Source organism: Bacillus sp. TH30 (assembly GCF_016650875.1).
In the GTDB taxonomy this organism is placed as follows: Bacteria; Bacillota; Bacilli; order Bacillales; family Bacillaceae_G; genus Bacillus_A; species Bacillus_A mycoides.
The window spans coordinates 2,608,668-2,628,717 of record NZ_JAEKEY010000002.1 but is presented as its reverse complement, the minus strand read 5'-3'; the positions used below and the strand labels follow the sequence as shown (position 1 = coordinate 2,628,717).

At 36.2% G+C, this 20,050-nt stretch carries 19 protein-coding genes and 1 riboswitch; of the genes, 5 read left to right on the top strand and 14 right to left on the bottom strand.

From position 1 onward, the window contains the following. The first annotated feature begins 250 nt into the window (after window positions 1-250). Entirely contained in the window at window positions 251-1,072 is an 822-nt protein-coding gene (locus JFU20_RS15640) for a Cof-type HAD-IIB family hydrolase (RefSeq protein WP_201038719.1), read from the top strand. Between the two features lie 209 nt (window positions 1,073-1,281). After that, window positions 1,282-1,575, top strand: a complete 294-nt coding sequence (locus tag JFU20_RS15635) for a DUF3817 domain-containing protein (protein WP_000953390.1) — start codon at window positions 1,282-1,284, stop codon at window positions 1,573-1,575. A gap of 38 nt (window positions 1,576-1,613) precedes the next feature. Here JFU20_RS15635 and JFU20_RS15630 read toward each other — a convergent pair whose 3' ends face one another. From JFU20_RS15630 to JFU20_RS15610, 5 genes are read right to left on the bottom strand one after another with little or no spacing between them, the layout of a single operon-like run. Then, entirely contained in the window at window positions 1,614-2,291 is a 678-nt protein-coding gene (locus JFU20_RS15630; RefSeq protein ID WP_002016380.1) for a uracil-DNA glycosylase, read from the bottom strand. 19 nt (window positions 2,292-2,310) lie between these two features. Further along, a complete protein-coding gene (locus JFU20_RS15625) occupies window positions 2,311-3,303 on the bottom strand; it encodes an ABC transporter permease (RefSeq protein WP_002138969.1) in 993 nt (330 codons plus the stop codon). Further along, window positions 3,296-4,213 carry an ABC transporter ATP-binding protein gene (locus tag JFU20_RS15620; protein ID WP_002089840.1) on the bottom strand — a complete coding sequence of 306 codons (918 nt, stop codon included), beginning with the start codon at window positions 4,211-4,213 and terminating at the stop codon, window positions 3,296-3,298. The genes JFU20_RS15625 and JFU20_RS15620 overlap by 8 nt, the downstream gene beginning before the upstream one ends. After that, window positions 4,210-5,091 carry an SGNH/GDSL hydrolase family protein gene (locus JFU20_RS15615; RefSeq protein ID WP_002016384.1) on the bottom strand — a complete coding sequence of 294 codons (882 nt, stop codon included), beginning with the start codon at window positions 5,089-5,091 and terminating at the stop codon, window positions 4,210-4,212. The genes JFU20_RS15620 and JFU20_RS15615 overlap by 4 nt, the downstream gene beginning before the upstream one ends. A 10-nt stretch (window positions 5,092-5,101) precedes the next feature. Next, complete coding sequence (locus tag JFU20_RS15610) at window positions 5,102-6,079, bottom strand: LacI family DNA-binding transcriptional regulator (RefSeq protein ID WP_002130120.1); 978 nt, start codon at window positions 6,077-6,079, stop codon at window positions 5,102-5,104. A 98-nt stretch (window positions 6,080-6,177) separates the two neighbouring features. Here JFU20_RS15610 and JFU20_RS15605 point away from each other — a divergent pair, with 98 nt between their 5' ends. After that, on the top strand, window positions 6,178-6,804 hold the full coding sequence (locus JFU20_RS15605; protein ID WP_002166391.1) for a YczE/YyaS/YitT family protein: 627 nt from the start codon (window positions 6,178-6,180) through the stop codon (window positions 6,802-6,804). A gap of 29 nt (window positions 6,805-6,833) precedes the next feature. Here JFU20_RS15605 and JFU20_RS15600 read toward each other — a convergent pair whose 3' ends face one another. The 3 genes from JFU20_RS15600 to JFU20_RS15590 all read right to left on the bottom strand — a co-directional run bounded on the left by JFU20_RS15600 (window position 6,834) and on the right by JFU20_RS15590 (window position 10,455). Beyond that, window positions 6,834-8,129: a homoserine dehydrogenase gene (locus tag JFU20_RS15600; protein WP_002166390.1), complete on the bottom strand. Its 1,296-nt coding sequence runs from the start codon at window positions 8,127-8,129 to the stop codon at window positions 6,834-6,836. Window positions 8,130-8,267: 138 nt separating this feature from the next. Next, a complete protein-coding gene (metA, locus tag JFU20_RS15595) occupies window positions 8,268-9,173 on the bottom strand; it encodes a homoserine O-acetyltransferase MetA (RefSeq protein WP_002166389.1) in 906 nt (301 codons plus the stop codon). Then, a complete protein-coding gene (locus tag JFU20_RS15590; RefSeq protein WP_201038718.1) occupies window positions 9,157-10,455 on the bottom strand; it encodes a bifunctional O-acetylhomoserine aminocarboxypropyltransferase/cysteine synthase in 1,299 nt (432 codons plus the stop codon). The genes metA and JFU20_RS15590 overlap by 17 nt, the downstream gene beginning before the upstream one ends. 234 nt (window positions 10,456-10,689) lie before the next feature. Then, window positions 10,690-10,794: riboswitch (SAM riboswitch) on the bottom strand. A 319-nt stretch (window positions 10,795-11,113) separates the two neighbouring features. Between JFU20_RS15590 and JFU20_RS15585 the strand changes: the two genes are divergently transcribed. Beyond that, on the top strand, window positions 11,114-12,343 hold the full coding sequence (locus JFU20_RS15585) for a chloride channel protein (protein WP_002016391.1): 1,230 nt from the start codon (window positions 11,114-11,116) through the stop codon (window positions 12,341-12,343). Window positions 12,344-12,412: 69 nt separating this feature from the next. Here the strand turns inward: JFU20_RS15585 and JFU20_RS15580 are convergent, their stop codons facing one another. From JFU20_RS15580 to JFU20_RS15570, 3 genes are all read right to left on the bottom strand, one after another. After that, window positions 12,413-13,039 (bottom strand): FMN-dependent NADH-azoreductase, encoded by a 627-nt coding sequence (locus tag JFU20_RS15580; protein ID WP_002016392.1) that lies wholly within the window; start codon window positions 13,037-13,039, stop codon window positions 12,413-12,415. Window positions 13,040-13,229: 190 nt separating this feature from the next. Further along, entirely contained in the window at window positions 13,230-13,877 is a 648-nt protein-coding gene (locus JFU20_RS15575) for a response regulator (protein WP_002016393.1), read from the bottom strand. 20 nt (window positions 13,878-13,897) lie between these two features. Further along, a complete protein-coding gene (locus JFU20_RS15570; protein WP_002016395.1) occupies window positions 13,898-15,469 on the bottom strand; it encodes a GAF domain-containing sensor histidine kinase in 1,572 nt (523 codons plus the stop codon). Window positions 15,470-15,603: 134 nt separating this feature from the next. Here JFU20_RS15570 and pdxK point away from each other — a divergent pair, with 134 nt between their 5' ends. Next, the gene (pdxK, locus tag JFU20_RS15565; protein ID WP_002016397.1) at window positions 15,604-16,428 is read left to right on the top strand and encodes a pyridoxine/pyridoxal/pyridoxamine kinase; all 825 of its coding nucleotides are present in this window, start codon (window positions 15,604-15,606) and stop codon (window positions 16,426-16,428) included. A 111-nt stretch (window positions 16,429-16,539) separates the two neighbouring features. Here the strand turns inward: pdxK and JFU20_RS15560 are convergent, their stop codons facing one another. The 3 genes from JFU20_RS15560 to cstA form a co-directional block, all read right to left on the bottom strand. Continuing rightward, window positions 16,540-17,595: a diguanylate cyclase gene (locus JFU20_RS15560; RefSeq protein WP_033716022.1), complete on the bottom strand. Its 1,056-nt coding sequence runs from the start codon at window positions 17,593-17,595 to the stop codon at window positions 16,540-16,542. 147 nt (window positions 17,596-17,742) lie between these two features. Continuing rightward, window positions 17,743-17,946, bottom strand: a complete 204-nt coding sequence (locus JFU20_RS15555) for a YbdD/YjiX family protein (RefSeq protein ID WP_033716226.1) — start codon at window positions 17,944-17,946, stop codon at window positions 17,743-17,745. Next, window positions 17,939-20,014 carry a carbon starvation CstA family protein gene (gene cstA / locus JFU20_RS15550; RefSeq protein WP_201038717.1) on the bottom strand — a complete coding sequence of 692 codons (2,076 nt, stop codon included), beginning with the start codon at window positions 20,012-20,014 and terminating at the stop codon, window positions 17,939-17,941. Before cstA ends, JFU20_RS15555 begins: the two co-directional genes overlap by 8 nt. Between the last annotated feature and the right edge of the window lie 36 nt (window positions 20,015-20,050).

The following is a 20,050-nucleotide window of genomic DNA, read 5'->3' as shown; positions in this document are numbered from 1 at the left end:
GAACCAATCGGGCGTTTACGGGCAGTTAATCTCCCACCTAACTTCTTTGCTCCAGCTAAATTTTGAGGTGGGAGTCTTACTGCCCGTTAATGCGGGATAAATTATCATGGGCAACACGCTCATGATAATTTATACTAACAATGCAGAACTTCTCCTAGTTTCATGCAAAGAAGTTCGATGTCTTACTATATATTCCCCACTATCTTCATAAAAATTTATTTCTATTTCAACAAAGAAAGGAATTTTCTATATGACTTATAAAATGATTGTTTTAGATTTAGATGATACTTTATTACGCGACGACCATACAATTTCACCTCGTACGAAAGAGGCTTTAATGACAGCACAAGAGCAAGGAGTTAAAGTTGTACTTGCTTCTGGGCGCCCAACGTTTGGTATGCGCAATGTTGCAAAAGAACTTCGTTTAGAGGAATACGGTAGCTTCATTCTATCTTTTAACGGCGCAAAAATTATTAACTGTAAAACAAATGAAGAAATCTTCAGTAGCACGCTATCTCCTGAAATCGTTCACAACCTATTTGAAATTAGTAAAACTGAAGATGTATGGATTCATACTTATATTGGCGATGATATCGTAACAGAAGAAAATAATCCTTATACTAAAATTGAGGGCGAAATTACTGGCATGCCGATTATTGAAGTAGATGATTTTAAAACTACTGTTAAAGAACCTGTAGTAAAAGTATTAATGAATAAAGAAGCTGAACGCCTTGTTGAAGTAGAAAAGAAACTACAAAAACAACTAGAAGGTCAATTAAGCGTTATGCGCTCTAAACCATTCTTCTTAGAATTTACTGAACACGGTGTTACGAAAGGAACTAGCTTAAACCAATTAATCCAAAAACTTGGTATTAAACGCGAAGAAGTTATCGCAATGGGCGATAGCTATAACGATCAAGCGATGATTGAATTTGCTGGTCTTGGCGTTGCGATGGGCAATGCACCAGATGATATTAAAGAAATTGCAAACTATGTAACAGATACAAATATGAACGATGGCGTTGCTAAAGTTGTAGAGAAATTTGTACTAAAAAGCAAAGCGCTTGTTTAATATTTTCATTCATAAAACCTATTTGAAGTCAAATACTTCAAATAGGTTTTTATTTAAATTGCAATGCTTTTGTGACTATATTTTGAACTTTGCACTATTCTCGTAGTGTAAACTTTCTTTTTGTATATAATTAAACAAAATAGACTATTTCATTTTGAAAAAGAATACAAATTTACTATATACAAGCATACATTAAAGGAGGCTACTTCATGTTATCTACACCAATCGGAAGATTAAGAGCAATTGGCTTAATTGAGGGGATTTCTTTCCTATTACTATTATTTGTAGCAATGCCATTAAAATATTTTGCAGGGTTTGCAACAGCTGTTAAAATTACAGGCATGGCTCATGGCGTTTTATTTATTCTATTCATCTTTGCAGTAATTCAAGTAACAATCGTACACCGTAAATCAATTTTATGGGCACTTGGGGCATTCGTTTCATCAGTTATCCCATTCGGTACTTTTGTACTAGATGCAAAACTAAAGAACGAACAACAATAATAAAAAGGTAGTTAACAACTGTTAACTACCTTTTCTATTTATAAATTTGGAAGTTCCCAATCAATTTCTCTTTCGCCCATATTAACTAAAATCGTATTTACTTTAGAGTACGGCTTACTTCCAAAGAAACCTCGTCTTGCTGATAATGGACTTGGATGTACGGACTCGATAATATAATGATTCGTATTCGTAATTAACTTTTTCTTCGCCTGAGCATGGCGTCCCCATAATATGAAAATAACTGGCTTTTCACGTTCATTTAATAGCTCAATTATGCGATCTGTGAAATGCTCCCATCCTTTTCCTTTATGAGAATTTGCTTCAGCTTGACGAACCGTCAATACCGCGTTTAATAATAAGACTCCTTGCTCCGCCCATTTTACTAAATAACCGTTATTCGGAATTTCATAACCATATTCATCTCGAAGTTCTTTATACATATTTAGCAATGACGGTGGCGTTTTAATGCCAGGTTGTACAGAAAAGCTTAAACCATGCGCTTGATTCGGTCCATGATATGGGTCTTGTCCTAAAATAACGACCTTTGTATCTTCATAACTTGTATACTGAAGAGCGTTAAAGATATCTTCTTTCTTTGGATAAATCACATGCTCCTCATACTCTTCTTTTAAAAAATTAGCTAAAGCTTGATAGTATTCTTTCTCAAATTCTGACCCCAGTAATGGTCCCCAATCATTCTGCAAAATGTTTTCCATGCCTTCACTTCCTATCCAATTAATTCACCATATCCTGCCTTGTAAATACTACAAATGAAATGATAAGAGATACTACTGCCCAAACCGTTAAATTCATTAAAGAAAATCCCATTGATAATCCTTGTAATGCAGGCAGTTTTCCTGATAAATAATCCGTTAACGATAAATTGACACTAAAAATGTATTTCGCACCTTCCCAAGACGTTGCGAATGAACTTAAAATGCCGCCTGCGATTAACGCAGCTAACATAACGCCCATACCAGCTGGTGTATTTCGAATTAAAACAGAAACCATGAATGATATAGTTCCAACCACAATGGCAACAAACCAAGCTAATCCGTACGCCATTAAAATGTATTGCCACTGCGGAATAAGGTGTACAAAGTTTGTATTTAACGTTTCCTTATCAATGACGAATCCTGTTAATACAGGTAAATTCCATCCAGAGTATCCAAATACAAGCCCTGATAATGCGTAAGCAAACAAACCGACAAGAAGCAATATGAGCGAAATGAAAAATAACATCGTCACATATTTACTAAGGAGTATTTTCCAGCGCCGAATTGGCCTCGTCAGAAGCATTTTCATCGTACCATCGCTTCGTTCTCCTGAAACAATATCAATGGCGACAATCATAACGAGCAATGGAATAAATAACGTTATTCCTTGTTCAATAAATGCCCTCACAAATGTCGGTGCTCCTGGCGCAGTCGGATTAATATTATGATCTAAATAATATTGTTGTTGTTCCACTCTTACTTTTAACCAATCCCGCCATTCTTCTGGCAATCTAGAATTGTTCAAACGGTTTTGTGAATCAACAATTTGTTGCTGTAATGATACTTTCCAATCGGTCGTGCCCAGCCTTTTTTGTGTCGTTTCTATTTCACGATACTGAGCATACACAAAAAGTGGAATCAAGATTGCTAAAATAAGCATGACAACAACAATTCGTTTCTTACGATAAATCTTTTCTGATTCATTTAAAACTAGATTCGCAAATTCACGCATGTTGCTCACCCCTCGTGAGTTCAATAAATAAATCTTCTAGCGTAAATACAAGCTCTTTGACGCTATGTACATCTATCCCGTTTTCTACAAAATGCTTATTCCAAACATTAATAGACGCAACATCCATACGACATAATAAACGCTCATCTTCTACACTAACTTCCTCTATCTCTTCAGCTGCGTCTAACATGTCTTTCGCTTTGGAAATCGGTGTAACGACCCATTCCACACGATCACTCGCTGTTTTGATCAACTCTTCAATAGGTGCAACTGTTATCATTTTTCCTTTATGAATAATAGCAACACGGTCGCATATCAGTTGCACTTCACTTAGCAAGTGACTCGAAATAAATACACTCATATTTTCTTCTTTTACAAGCTTATGTATAAATTCCCTAAGTTCTCTAATCCCAGCTGGATCTAAACCATTCGTCGGTTCATCTAATATGAGCAATTTCGGGTTTCCAAGTAGCGCCTGTGCAATTCCAAGGCGCTGCTTCATACCAAGGGAATATGTTTTTACCTTATCGTGAATACGCTCATCTAAGTGAACCATTTTTGCAATTTCAATAATACGTTCATCAGATATATCACCAAGCATGCGCGCAAATTGCTTTAAGTTTTCCCATCCCGTTAAATATGTATAAAGCTCTGGGTTTTCAACGATACTTCCAATTTGACGCATCGCTTCTCTGAAATTTTCCTTAATAGAATAACCACCGATAGAAATAGTACCTTCTGTCGCTTTAATCAGTCCGACTAACATTCGAATTGTTGTCGTTTTCCCGGCTCCGTTCGGTCCTAAAAAGCCAAACACTTCTCCTTGTTTTACATCAAATGAAATGTCCTCTACAAGCGTCTTCTTTCCAATTACCTTCTTCAAGTCTCGTACAGAAAGTATCGTCGTCATTTTATCCCTCCTTGCTCTAGTTTTAATTTACTTACAACATTTTGGACTAAACGCTCCGCCATATATGTGTAACCTACTTCATTCGGATGAAAATGATCTGAGTATAATAAATCTCTCCCACGATTTTGGAATAAATCAAATGTCGGTGTAATATATACGTTTTTATCATTTAATGCTAACTTCTCTAAAGAAGCGTTCCAATCAACAACAATATTTGATGAACCTCTCAAATCTTCTACATCTTCAAAAGGATTGTATAATCCTAACCAAAAAATAGGGCTATCTGTATTTAATTTACGAATTTCTTCTATAATTTTCTTCGCTTCATTTTGAAACGTTTCCGTATCAGGACGATACGTCTCTAAATCTATCTTTCCGAGCGATTCCCATCCTGGGAACAAATCATTTCCTCCAATTGTTAAAACAATTACATCTGCTTGCTTAATTGAATATTGAGCTCCGCTGCTTTCGATTTGTTTTAATAAATCGGGCATTTTCGCACCACTAACTGCCAAATTGCTTAGTGCAACTTTTTGTTTATAATCTTTTTGTAAATTCTCTTTCATTCGTCCAATATAGCCAATTCCTTCTTTATCACCAACGCCGCGCGTTAACGAATCACCTAAACTAACTACTTGTAACGTTCCTGTTTTCTTTTTCTCTTTTTCCACTACGTCAGTCTTCGTAATTAATTTTGAAGCTTTCGGATTTAATACATCATTTACACCCGAAACAAAACCGTATGCAAATAAACAGAAAGACGCAATTGTAATGAGTAGAATTACTTTTACTAATTTTGATCTCATATCAAAACCCCTTTTAGCCCCTATAGATTGTCCATAATTATACCAAACGAATTTTCGAAAAGCGATTTTCACACCTTCTCTATTATGTCGTTTCCCTATCTACCAAATTTGGTAATAACTCTACATGTTTCACATCTATTTCCTCATCATTAATCTTTTCATATAATAATTCAAATGCCTTTACACCAACATTTTTACTGGAATGCGAAATCGTCGTAATACCTAATATATTTGCCACCTCTTGATCATCACATCCGATAATCGTAATATCCTCTGGGATACGAATTCCTTGTTTTTTCGCCTCCGTTACCATTCCTGCAGCAATATGATTGCAAGATACAAGAAAAGCCGTCGGTTTTACAGACATACGAGCCCATTCCCTGACTACATTGCGCCCATCTTCCACCGTAAAACAGCCCTTAAACTTCCAGGCATCTAACGGTGTTACAACAATCTGTTGAAGTGAATCCTCATACGCTTTTTTTCGCCTCTGGCTATTAATACTATTACTTCTTCCAATGCAATATCCGATACGTGTATGACCAGCATCTATTAAGCTTTTCATCCCGCGCAAAAATACTTTGTAGTAATCAATATGTACACTCGAAATGAAATTCGAATCTATTTCTTCACACATCACAATTGGACCAAACTTCGTATACTCTTCAAGTTTTTCCTTACTATTTGTCCGTGAACATATAATTACTCCATCAAGCTTTTTCATTTTTAACATATGTAAAATTTCAAGCTCTTTTTCTTCGCTATAATTTGTCTGGCAAAGCATCATATTATAATTGTTCTTTGCGGTTTCCTTTGATATCCCCCCAATAATGGCACTGTAATATTGATCATTTACGTGCGGCAATAAAACGCCAATTACATTCGTTTTTCCTTTCACTAAATGAATCGCATTCACATTTTGCGTATAATTTAATTCTTCAATAATCGCTAAAATCTCTTTTCGTTTCTGTTCATTCACATACGGATGATTATTGAGTACACGTGAAACAGTTGAAACAGATACCCCAGCAAGTTCAGCAATCTTTCTTATATTAGTCATCTCATTCTCCCCTTCCCCTCAAAAATTCTCGCTTGACCTGGTAAGCTTTCCACAGTATATCCTTTCTTAGCAAATACATTTTGAAAGGATATACAACTATGCTTCGATTCAAACTAGAATATATATTTTTCATTGGCGGTTTACTCATTCTCGCCATCGGTATTAATATGATGACAACAATTACTTCCTTTGGACTTAGCCCTTATGATTCCTTCTTTATTGCACTATATCAAAATTTTGGGATAAGTATTGGTTTTTGGATTTTCATGATTAACTTTGTTTTTACCCTGATCGTACTCTTTTGGGACAAAAAACAAATTACAATCGGCACAATTGTCACAATGATTCTTATTTCTCTTTTTGTTGATTGGGTTGGTTCTATTACGACTATTATGGATACTATCCGCTCTCTTCCAAAATATATAACACTTATTTGCGGAAATCTATTCATCGGAGCTGGAATTGGTCTTTACGTCTCTACAAACCTTTGCGCAGCACCTCAAGAGGCTTTCGTTTTAACTGTTGCTGAGAAAAAGAAATGGACATTTAGAAGAACAGAAATTTCATTAGCTTTTTTATTTTTAACATTAAGCTTCTTATTAGATGGGCCAATCTATTTTGGAACAATTATCTTATCCTTTACAACGGGTTGGATTATTCAAGCATTTATTCAAGTTGGTACGCAAATTTTAAATAGAAAAAACCCTATTAAGCAAGCCGCTTAATAGGGTTTTTCGTTTTATTAGAAAAGATACTACTTAGCATCTCCTTCAATTCGATAATTCGCTTTCACACAATCTATTTCTTCATACGATTGCAATGTATGTAGAATGTACTCATAATCCGCAAGAGAAGCACGATGCGTCACAATTACGATTTCTGCTTTCCCTTTCTCTTCAAGTGGCATTTGAATAATCTTTTCAAAACTAACACCGCGTTCAGAGAACAATGATGTAATTTTTGCAAATACACCAATTTCGTCTTTCACATGAAGTCTTAAAAACTTTTTCACAATAATTTCATCTGGCTCTTTTAGTACCTTTTGATATTGCGGGACTACAGCACTATTTCCTGTTACACCTAACCTAATATTTTGCATTACAGCAACTAGATCAGAAACAACAGCTGTCGCTGTCGGTAAGCTTCCTGCTCCCGGACCATAAAACATCGTTTCTCCTACCGCTTCACCATACACATAGACAGCATTATATTCATTTTGCACTGCCGCAAGAGGGTGTGCATTTGGAAGTAAAGTTGGCTCAACTGTAACCTCTAATTTCTCGCCATCTCGCTTTGCAAGACCAATTAATTTAATTGTATAGCCTAAGCTCTTACTATATTCAATATCTTCTGCTGTAATAGAAGTAATTCCTTTTACCTTCACATCTCCAAGCTCTACATTTGTAGAGAAACCGAGAGTAGCCAAAATCGTCATTTTCCTTGCTGCATCTAAACCTTCTACGTCTGATGTTGGATCTGCTTCTGCAAATCCAAGCTGCTGAGCTTCTTTTAACACGTCGTTATATGCTCTCCCTTCGTCTGACATTTTCGTCAAAATAAAATTTGTTGTTCCATTTACAATTCCCATTACTTTCGTAATAAGATCTGAGGAAAGTCCTTCTACGATGCTTCGTAAAATTGGAATCCCTCCAGCTACACTTGCTTCGTAAAATAAATCAGCCTTATTATCTTTTGCTACCGCTAAGAGTTCCGCTCCGTGTAACGCCATTAAATCTTTATTTGCAGTGACAACGTGCTTCCCGCTTTTTAAAGCTTGTAAAATATATGCTTTTGCATCATCAATGCCGCCCATTACTTCAATGACAACATCAATATTAGGATTATCTAAAATTTCATTCACATCTTGTGTTAATAGAGTAGAAGGCACGTCTACTTCTCTCTCTTTCTCAATGTTTTGCACCAATACTTTCGTTACTTTCACTGGACAACCTACTTGGTGTATAAGTCGTTCTTGATGATCTGTAATAATACGAACTACACCACTACCAACTGTCCCAAGACCTAATAACCCCACTTGAATGTCTTTCATAATACTGTCCACCCCTCAAAAATTGTGTTTAGATGCCATTATATAGACAAAAAATCTGAAAAACAATGTATTTTGAATATTAAGAAAAATAAAGGTTAATCTTTACAAATAAAACGCTACCACGTGTTATACAATCATTTACAATATATAAGGGGTTTCTTGATACACGTAATAATTCAGCCAATTAGAGAATAATAAATTCCCATGACTCCTCCACCTAACAATCGGCTTCTCATTTGGATTATTATGTTTAAAATAATTTTTTGGCACATCAATATTTAACCCTTTTTGGCAGTCCCGTTCGTATTCTTGCTTTAACGTATCACAACTGTATTCACTATGTCCGAGTGCGAAAACTTGCCTTCCCTCTTGCCCAATAGCAAGATGAACACCTGCTTCTTCAGAATTGGCTAATAACGTTAATTCTTTCACTTTTTCAATGTCGCTCTCTCTTACTTCTGTATGACGAGAATGCGGAGCAAAAAACACTTCATCAAACCCTTGTAACAATTTCACATGTTGCTCGCGAACCTCATGTTCAAATACACCAAACATTTTTTCCGCAAGAGGATACTTCGGCACACCATAGTGATAATACAAACCTGCTTGTGCCCCCCAGCAAATATGAAGCGTAGATGTTACATTCGTTTTTGAATACTCCATAATACGTCCAAGCTCTTCCCAATAGTCTACTTCTTCAAAAGAAAGAGTTTCAACTGGTGCTCCTGTAATAATGAGTCCATCAAATTTTTCATTCTCAATATCACGGAATGTTTTATAGAAACTCGTTAAATGGTCCTGCGCTACATTGCGAGACAGATGCGATTCCATATGAAGTAAATGCACATCTAATTGCAACGGTGTATTTCCAATTAAACGAAGTAATTGCGCCTCTGTTTCTTGTTTTGTAGGCATTAAATTTAATATAGCAATTTTCAAAGCACGTATATCTTGTGTTACTGCTCGCTCCTTCGTCATTACAAAAATATTTTCCTTCTGCAATACTTTGCGAGCTGGTAACTCTTTATCAATTATGATCGGCATGTTGTTTGCCTCCGACTAGCGCCGCTTCTAAATCTGCAATAATATCAGAAACATCTTCTATACCGACCGATAAACGGATTAAATCAGACGTAACGCCAGCTAAACGCTGATTTTCTGCGCTTAATTGTCTGTGCGTCGTACTAGCAGGATGTATTACACAAGTTCTTGCATCAGCTACATGTGTTACAAGAGTTGCAAGTTTTACATTTGCGATAAATTCTTTTGCTGCTTCTAATCCGCCTTTAATACCGAAAGTTAAAACTCCACTAGCACCTTTTTTTAAATATTTTTGTGCTAACGAGTAATTTTCATTACTATCTAACCCCGGATAATTCACCCATTCAATACGATCATGATTAACAAGCCATTTAGCAACTTCGAGAGCATTTTCACTATGACGCTCCATTCGTAAATGCAATGTTTCCAGGCCAATGTTGCTAATATATGCATTGAATGGGCTCATACAGTTTCCGTAGTCTCTTAATAACTGAACGCGTGCTTTCACAATATACGCTGCTGCTCCAAATTTTTGAACATAGCTTACGCCGTGATAACTCGGATCAGGTTCGACAAGCTCAGGGTATTTTCCATTTGTCCAATCGAAGTTCCCTCCATCTATTACAATGCCGCCTAGAGAACTTGCATGGCCATCAATATATTTCGTTGTAGAATGGACAATGATATTTGCCCCATGTTCAAATGCCTGGCATAAATAAGGCGTCGCTAATGTATTATCAACGATAAAAGGTACTTCTAATTCTTTTGCTGCCGCTGAAAGTTCTTTGAAATTCAAAACGTTCATTGCTGGATTTCCTAACGATTCTGCATAAACGAGTTTTGTCTTATCATTAGCAAGTGCTGCAATTTCATCTGCCGTTAAATTAGGATTAAAGAACGTAACATCGATGCCAAGCTTACGCAAACTCACTCCAAATAAATTAAAAGTTCCTCCGTAAACAGTTGAAGAACAAAGTAAATGGTCTCCACTACTGCAAATATTTAAAACCGCAAGCATAATAGCTGCCTGCCCAGAAGCTGTTGCAACAGCCCCTACACCGCCTTCTAAATCTGATAACTTCTGCTCAAATGCAGCTAGAGTAGGATTTCCAATACGCGTATATATATATCCTTCTGCCTCTAAATTAAATAGTGCTGCTAAATCATCTGACGTATCGTATTTATACGTCGTACTTTGATAAAGCGGCAAAACACGCGGCTCACCATTTTTTGGCGTATAGCCACCTTGCACACAAATCGTTCCTTTCCCCCATGATTCTCCCATCTCTCATTCTCCTTTCTTTTATCCCGCTATTTGCGGGCAGTAAGACTCCCACCTCCAAATTCGGAAAATGCGAGGAAGTTAGGTGGGAGATAACTGCCCGATTGATGAAGGCTAATAATCAGTGGGGGAGGGACAAAACCCCCGCTGATTAAAGTTTCACTCTATCCAAAATAAAAAACTGCCCCTTCCCTGAAAACAAGAAAGGAGCAGTTTGAAGACACGCTCTAAGGCTCTTTCTTATCTCTCAGGATTATTACCTGCAGGATTTGGCACAATTCCGTTATACGGCTGTTGCCAAGGTTTCATCGGGCCTGTCCCTCCACCTTTTCTTGATAAGACTATGCAATTACCGTTGATTTTATAGCAATAATTTCCTAATGTCAAATAGTTTTTCTGAATGTTCTAAATTAAATGTAAGGAATTTAATTTAAACAACAAAAGAAATATATTCCATATTCATTTGAAAAAGACCTTTTAAAAACTCCGATCACTATATAGAATTAAATAAGTGGTTTAACCGCGTTGGTTTCAAATTTTTATGAGATCTCAATATATTGAATAAGCCAACCTCTCAAAAAGATACTATATATATTCAATTCATTTCACACTAGCATATTCAATCCTTTCTACATGAAAACTTACATAACGGAGGTACAACATGACAAATAAAAAGGACATGCACTATATACTCGTCTTATATGGCCTTCTTTTGGGCTCTATAGTAGGAGCTACAGTCTGGTTATTTTTAGTTACAATAAATATCGGAATTCACTTTATTTGGGGATACTTACCTACTATTTTCTCTTCTCCCCCTTATTACACCATTTGTGTAACAATCATCGGTGGTATCCTCGTTGGTTTAACACAAAAATACTTCGGCACATACCCACGTCTTATGCCGGAAGTAATGGCTGAATATAAACAAACAGGTAGAATTGAATACAGTTTTGTACATAAAGCTACTTTAACTGCGATTATCGTTTTAATATTTGGAGCTAGTTTAGGACCAGAAGCTGCACTTGTTGGAATTATCGGTGGACTTTGTACATGGGTAGGAGATCGCTTTAAATTTGCTTTAAAGGGAATGAATGAACTAACAGAGGTTGGAATTGGTGCTACTTTAAGTGTCATTTTTAATGCACCATTATTCGGTTACTTAGCTCCGAATGAAAATGAGGGTGAACAAATTAACGAATTTTCTAAAGGAAAAAAAGCAATTGTATATTTAGCTACCACTTTTGCTGGTTTTTCCGTTTACTTATTACTTAGTAAACTCGATAGTCGTGGATCCTTTATTGTTGATTTCGGGGAAGGGTCTCTTGCTCTTAATGAATGGATCGCCTTTCTACCACTTGCTAGCATTGGTGCTATAGTTGGTTTCTTTTATTTCAAATTAGAATTCGCATTAGAGAAATTAATCCACCCCTTCAGGGAATACAAAGTATCACTTGGAATTATAGGCGGTATTTTACTCGGGGTTACTGGAACTTTCCTCCCGTATACGTTATTTTCAGGGGAACATCAATTAAAAGATTTAGTCGTTGAATGGAGCCATTTATCCTTCTGGGTACTACTTCTTTCAGGAATTTTAAAATTATGTATTACTGCCGTTTGTTTAAATACGGGTTGGCGCGGCGGACATATTTTCCCAATTATATTTGCTGGATCAAGTATCGGATACGCTATAGCTTCTATTCTGCCTATAGATCCAATATCTTCTGTAGCTATCGTCACGACAGCTATTTCAAGCTATGCATTAAGAAAACCAATAGCTATAACATTACTATTACTCATGTTTTTCCCGCTCAATTTATTATTACCGATGCTCGGGGCTGCGGCAATTGGCAATGCATTTCCGCTTCCTAAACATAACGAAACTACAAATTAATATAAAAAAAGCAGCATTAACACGTAAATGTTATTGCTGCTTTTTTTCGAGTGACGATTATGTTTTTAATTAAAATTTACTTGCTACTTTAGCCGCTTCTTCAAGACCTGCTGCAATGATCTCTTCTGCTTTATCTGGGAATTGGTTATGTCCTTCAATAACTACCGTTTCCATATTTGTTGCGCCGAAGAAGCCCATCATGCTCGCTACATATTTTACAGCCATTTCCATTTCAGCTGCTGGTCCTTCAGAATATACGCCGCCGCGTGCATTTAATAACGCAATCTTCTTATCTCCAATAAGCCCAACTGGACCTTCTGGTGTATATTTAAACGTTTTACCAGCACGGTTTAAATAATCAATATACGTGTGTAATACGGCTGGAATCGTTAAGTTCCATAATGGGAAACCGAAAACTACTTTATCAGCTTCTAGAAATTGATTTAAATACTTATCAGCAACTGCTACCACTTTTGCTTCTTCTTCTGTTAAATCAAATCCTCTACCTGCTTTGAATGTACCATTAATCATATCTACGCCTACATATGGTAATTCTTCTTTATATAAATCAAGTTCTACCACTGTATCATTTGGATGCACTTCTTTATAGTTTGCTAAAAATGCCTCGTATAATTTCACACTAACTGCTTGTTCCGCTGGGCGGTTGTTTGCTTTTACAAATAAAACTGTTGCCATTGTTTTTCCTCCTACTACTCACTCTTATGTTGTTATATATCACTTACGAAAAAGGGTACTCCCTTATAATTATTGTTGCTTACAAATACATTTTATCTTTATATCAAGACAATTACGTCCTCACATAGACGTATTTTTCCATAAAAAAAGTCCACCTTCTAAAGGCGAACTAGGTCTTACGACTTTTGTCTTATACGATTCCATTTTTCACTGCATATAATGCTGCTTGTGTGCGATCGGATAAATGTAACTTACTCAAAATACTACTCATATGAGCTTTTACCGTTTTTTCTGTAATAACTAAAACAGAAGCAATTTCTTTATTACTCATCCCTTTCGCCAATAACTGCAATACTTCATTTTCTCTCGCTGTTAATACATCCACTTGAACGGAAGGTTCTTCTTCTTTCTCTTCCTGTGGTAATGTTTGAGAAAGAAGGGCATTTGCTATATCTGGATGTAATTGAATATTACCTTTATACGCGCTTCGAATAGCTTCAACAAGCTGATCTGGTTCGATATCTTTTAAAATATAACCGCTCGCCCCAGCTTTTAGTGCCGGCAATACATGAGCTTGATCAGAAAAACTAGTCAATACAATTACTTTCACGTTTGGATATTCTTTTTTAATACAAGCTGTTGCCTCAATTCCATCCATCTCAGGCATATATAAATCCATTAATACGACATCTGGACTTGTTTCGCCTACTTTCACTAGCGCCTCTTTCCCATTGTTTGCTTCACCAACTAATTCAAAATCTTCTTGTGTGCTTAGAAAAAATGCTAATCCTTTTAAAACAACTGTATGATCATCAACTAACAATACTTTTATTTTCACAAACTTCCCTCATTTTCACATCATAATGGTACATTTACTTTTATACTCGTTCGTTTCTTACTACTTACAATTTTAATTGTTCCACCAACTAATTCTACTCTTTCACGCATCGTAGTCATACCGAGTGATTTCTTCTCTTTTATATCCTTTTCTACAAACCCATTTCCTTGATCGACTATTTCTAATGATACATTTTTCTCCGTCACTTTGAAATAAATCGTCGCTTCTCTTACATTCGCATGCTTACTTACGTTATTTAAAGCTTCTTGTCCAATTCGCCATAGCGCTTCTTCTACTACACGCGGCAAATCACGTACACCTGTAACTTGTTCCCGAATTTTCAATCCTAAACTTTCACCATATTGCTTTAAAGCTGGTAATAACCCTTTCTCTAATCCAGCCGGACGGAGCTGCCAAATTAATGTCCTCATTTCTTTTAAGGCACCTTGTGCTAATTCACGCATCTCATATAAAGACTGATCTACCTTTTCATTTTGACCCTTTAAGACAGCTTCAGCGCCTTTCGTCATAAACGTTAATGAAAACAACTTTTGTGAAACAGAATCATGTAAATCTCTAGCTAAACGATTACGCTCTTCCATTCGTACAAGTTCGCGGCGTTTTTCATTTAATCTTAAGTTCTCTATCATTAATGAAATATGATTTGCTAACGCTTGTACTACATCTATCGTATTTATATCAAATTCTCCATTATTAGAACTTACACTTAATACTCCAAATATATGATCTTGAATATGTATCGGAATAGCGATAACTGCCCTATTGGGGTGCTCTATATTACCAACCTGACGCTTTGACAAGACAGACTCTTCTTTTTCCAACGCTTCCTGTGCTGCTGCCCTCAAATCATCTTGTAGTTCACCTTTCTTATAAGAAGCTCTCACAGCTAGTTCATTTTCTTCTCTAATAAAGAATACAACTTGCTCCCATAGAAATAAGCTCCCTATTTGCATTACAATCTCTTCTGGTAATGCATTAAATTTATGAATTGTCCTTAAAGCTTGAATAAAGCGTTCTAACTTTACATAATAATGAGCTCTTCTCTTTTCATTTTCATACAGTTTTGTACGCTTTAATGCCGTTCCAATTTGAAAGGCAACTGATTGTAATAGTACTAATTCTTCTTCCGAAAAATGCGTTTTACCTGGGCTAGCTACATTTAACACGCCAAATTCATCTTCTCCCGCTTTTAGCGGTACTGTCGCATGGTGTACAATCCCTTCTGTATCTCCCCAGTTGTATTCAATCGCATTATTAATTCTCTTACATTCAATAATATTAACTGCTCGCTCTAGTTTTCCTTCCACAAAGCGGTGTAAGCACCAGCAATTCCCCTCACACATCGGTCGTTTATTTTCGAATTTCAATCCCTCTGGTAATTGGTAATCAATTAATTTTGTATATCTACCATTTTCATCCGCAAGGAAAATCCATCCTGTCGTTAAACCAGTTACATTCAACAGCTTTTCCAGCACAGCTTGAAGTACGTGATATGTATCATTTGAGGTATTCAACGTTTCTGCAATCTCTTTTAATATAACTAATTCATTTGTACGATTCTCTTGAAACATAATTCGTCTCCTACATACAAGATTTTAAATAGTACTTAACATAAATCATCTACTTTTCACTTTGTACTTATTCGTAACATTGATATAATGGTGAAAACATAGTTTTCATTATATCACCTGAGGGGGCTTTCATAATGACATTGAATAAGGCACTTACTATCGCTGGTTCTGACACAAGTGGCGGTGCTGGTATACAAGCAGATTTAAAAACATTCCAAGAACTTGGTGTATACGGAATGACATCTCTTACGACAATCGTAACGATGGATCCACATAACGGTTGGGCACATAACGTATTCCCAATCCCAGCTTCTACATTAAAACCACAATTAGAAACGACAATTGAAGGCGTTGGCGTAGATGCTTTAAAAACGGGTATGCTTGGATCAGTAGAAATTATCGAAATGGTTGCGGAAACAATTGAAAAGCACAATTTCGAAAATGTAGTAGTTGATCCTGTTATGGTATGTAAAGGAGCGGATGAAGCGTTACATCCTGAAACAAATGACTGCTTACGTGACGTTCTTGTTCCAAAGGCATTAGTCGTAACGCCAAACTTATTTGAAGCATATCAATTAAGTGGTGTGAAAATTAATTCTCTTGAGGACATGAAAGAAGCTGCAAAAAAAATCCATGCTTTAGGCGCTAAATACGTACTGATTAAAGGTGGTAGCAAACTAGGCACAGAAACTGCTATTGATGTGTTATATGACGGCGAAACATTCGATCTTCTAGAATCAGAAAAGATTGATACGACAAATACACACGGTGCAGGTTGTACATATTCTGCTGCAATTACAGCAGAACTTGCAAAAGGAAAAACGGTGAAAGAAGCAGTAAAAACTGCGAAAGAATTCATCACAGCTGCAATTCGTCATTCATTTAAGATTAACGAATATGTAGGACCAACACATCACGGTGCATACCGCAAATTCGTTGCACCGAAAGAACTTGTCTAACATAAAGCTTTTTATTAATAAATTTAAAAATAGATTAAAACCCACAGAACATTTATTGTTCTGTGGGTTTTAATTACTTTACAGAAATCTTTTAAAGTACTCCCCGAATTTCTATGATGCTGAACTAACCTTGTTTCTACCATTTCTTTTTGAATAATATAACGCATCATCCGCTGATTGAATAAATTGCTCAGGTGATTTTTTATATTCTGAAAGCCCAACAGAAACTGTAATTTTAATTTTTCCCCCATTTTGCAGTTGAAATAAATGCTTTTCAACTGCTAGTCGAATTTGTTCCCCTATACGAGTTCCAAATGCTACTCTCTTTTTTGGTAACAACAGAGCAAACTCTTCGCCACCCTTTCGAAAGACTAAATTTGGGAATGGTGCATTCTCTAACAAAATACGCCCTAGTTGTTTTAACACTTCATCTCCAGCAGGATGACCGTACGTATCATTTACATACTTAAAGTGATCAATATCGATAAGTAATAAACAAAGTGAATCATTTTTCATATGCTTGCTATCAATATGACGATTCATCTCAAAATCAAACTGTCTTACATTTCCTAGATTCGTTAATGCATCTATCGTTGCATAATGCTTCATCGTTTGAAATAATTCATTGGATTGCAATATGTAACTTGCACTTACAAATGTGATGTATGCCGCTATAATACAACAAATTAAATATAATACCACTACATATATATCCTTAAATAAAATATAAAGTGGTAGTATTAAAATAGACAAACTGTACACATTAAACCATATCCATTTTGTAAATATAGAAATCTTCATCCGCCAAATGAGAGTAATGCCAATCCCTATTGCCACGATAGTATAGCAGGCCAATTCAGAGGCTAAAGAATACTCAGTAAAAAATACCCGCGTTATTAAAATAATCATAACAGTTATACTACTAGCTATTGGGCCACCGATTATAATCGCCAAAACAACAGCTAAATAACGTAAATCCAACATAATATCTTCAATATGCACACCAAAATGCATCAATAATATGCTTAATATTCCAGTTAAAATACCGACCAAACATTTCTGCCAAAAAGAGAATCCTTCTTTTAATGGCTTATCTCTTAAAAGCTGAGCACCTACAAAGATAAAGGACAGAATGATTGTCATATTTACAAATAGATCTCTAAACATAAAATAATCTCCCTACTTTTTCTTTTCCATCTATCCCTTTCTATATGTTATTGTATTACGAAATCCCTATAATTCCCAAACTTTTTTATTATATTGTTCCACGTGGAACAGCAAAATAAAAAAGGAGACGAAATTTCGTCTCCTCCATTAACAACATCGCGATATCTTTCCGCCTTTTGCATTAAATCTAGCTTCTTGTGCCTCAGCAAAAAATTGCTTTTGACATAGAATTTTCTCTTCTGGATGATTTATTTCCATGTGATTTACATACGTTTCATAACTTGGAACTCCGACAAGTAAACTAATAAATTGCTTTCTCTTTCCCCATACGTTCCGTAAATTTTTAAGCATAATTCCTCGACTCACTTTCATCTTTTGGAATATATGGTGCCTCTTTTAACGGCATTGGCTTATTTCTTAATACTTGAATCCAAATTCGAAGTGCAGAAATTAATACAGCAATTACAACTATCATAAAAATTCCACAAAGTGCCGCATCAATATAGTCATTAAAAATAATTTGTTTCATTTGCGTAACATTTTTAGCTGGAGCTAATACCTTACCATCATCTAATGCTCCCTGAAATACTTTCGCATGTGATAGAAATCCTATTTTAGGATTTTCATGAAATAACTTTTGATAACCAGCTGTCATCGTTACAATAAGTAATCCTATAGTCGGAATAAGCGTTACCCAAACGTATGCCTTTTTCCCCATTTTGAATAAAATTGTCGTTCCAAGTAATAATGCAATCCCCGCTAACATTTGATTTGCAATACCGAAAAGTGGCCATAGTGTATTAATTCCACCGAGAGGGTCAACCACCCCTTGATATAAGAAGTACCCCCAGCCTAGTACGCATAACGTTGTAGCAACCACATTCGCTATTGTGGAATCTGTTTTCGCAAACGGCTTGTACACATGCCCTAAAATATCTTGAATCATAAATCGTCCTACACGTGTTCCAGCATCAATCGTTGTTAAAATAAATAGTGCTTCAAAAAGAATGGCAAAATGGTACCAAAATGCCATCATCGCCGTTCCACCTATTACTTGTGAAAATATATGTGCCATACCAATTGCTAATGTTGGTGCGCCACCTGTACGTGATAAAATGGTCTGTTCTCCGACGTTAACAGCAAGTTCTTTTAATTCATTCGGTGTAATAGAAAATCCCCACGAAGAAATAACTTGAGCCGCTTGTGATACATCTGTTCCGATCAGTGCTGCTGGACTATTAATTGCAAAATAAGTTCCTGGTGTTAATACACAAGCTGCAATCATAGCCATCGCTGCTACAAATGATTCCATTAACATTGCCCCATAACCAATTGGCTGTGCATGACCTTCTTGCTCAATCATTTTCGGCGTCGTACCTGATGAAACGAGAGCGTGGAATCCAGAGACAGCACCGCAAGCTATTGTAATAAATAAGAACGGAAATAAATTCCCGGAGAAGACAGGGCCTGTTCCATCAATAAACTTAGATACTGCCGGCATCTTCAAATCTGGAGCTACAATTAAAATACCAATTGCTAATCCAAGTATCGTTCCTATTTTTAAAAATGTACTTAAATAATCACGTGGTGCAAGGAGCATCCAAACTGGTAATGCCGATGCAATGAATCCATATACGATAAGCATAATAGCAATTGTTTCACCACTAAAAGTAAACATACTTGCAAGTGTTGGATTTTCTGCTACATACTGTCCACCAATAAGCGATAGGACTAGTAGAACAATACCGATTACTGATCCTTCCCCTACTCGTCCTGGTCTAATGTAACGCATGTAAACTCCCATTAAAATAGCAATTGGAATTGTTGCTGCGATTGTAAACATTCCCCATGGGCTTCCAACAAGTGCCTTCACAACTACTAAAGCTAATACTGCTAATAAAATTATCATAATACCTAAAATACCAATCATCGCAATTAATCCTGTAACAGGACCAATTTCATCTTTAATCATTTCTCCTAATGATTTACCATTACGTCTCATTGAAGCAAATAAAATTACAAAATCTTGTACAGCTCCGGCAATAACTACCCCAACAATAATCCAAATAGTCCCAGGTAAATACCCCATCTGCGCCGCCAAAATTGGTCCTACTAAAGGACCTGCCCCTGCAATCGCAGCGAAGTGATGTCCGAATAAAACCCATTTATTTGTTGGAACATAATCCTTCCCATCATTTAACGTATGAGCAGGCGTTTGCCTATTATTATCTAGGCCAAAAACTTTCCTTGCTATAAATCTACTATAAAAGCGATAAGCAATCGCATACACTGATACAGCAGCAACTAATAGCCATACAGCATTAATTGTCTCACCTTGTGATAAAGCTATTACACCAAAAGCAGATGCTCCTACTGCTGCAATAACTCCCCAAAGTAAAATTGATTTCAATGTTTTCACGTACAATCCCCCCATTACTACTTCTTAGAGGAGATT